This is a genomic window from Priestia sp. P5_B4, from assembly GCF_056400385.1.
Genome location: NZ_JBFULJ010001463.1, coordinates 1 through 588, shown reverse-complemented (window position 1 = coordinate 588; position 588 = coordinate 1). Strand labels below are relative to the sequence as shown.

Sequence of the window (588 nt, the reverse complement as noted above, 5' to 3'; positions counted from 1 at the left end):
CGTACCGATTAAGCTGCATACTAGTCTTCTGAAATATTCATGCCTTGTATATGAAAGAAAACTTCGGGAATCCGTTAACATACCAATGAAACGACTAAACAACCCAATATTTGATAACGCTTTCATTTGTTCTAACATACCTTCTCTTTGATCATTAAACCACCAAGCCGTGCCGAGCTRCAGTTTGCCAGGGATGCCGTCTCCTTGAAAGCTTCCAATTATACTTGCTAATACATAATTATCTTTTGGATTTAACGAATATAAAATCGTCTTTGGCAAACTATTTTGTACGTCCATTTGATCGAGAAGCTGTACGAGAGGCTCTGCCACTTGTCCATCATACATCGAGTCATACCCTGTATCCGGCCCTAACTGGTGAAACATTTTTGTGTTATTGTTTCTAAGAGCATGAAGGTGAAATTGCATTGCCCAACCTAGCTCATTATACAGCTTCCCTAAAAAGATTAACGTATATGACTTGTATTTACTTTCTTCTTCAGTACTTACACCTTCACCTTTTAAGGCTTTTAAGAAAATCTCTGAAACTTCTTCTTTTGAAGTCTTCGTATATACCATTTTGTTTAGTGC

The 588-nt window shown here is 37.3% G+C and carries 1 protein-coding gene; it reads right to left on the bottom strand.

Annotated features, from left to right (window positions below):
* The coding region (locus tag AC1DRF_RS31615) for a glucuronate isomerase (RefSeq protein WP_477742775.1) at positions 1–588 on the bottom strand (588 nt) is incomplete at both ends.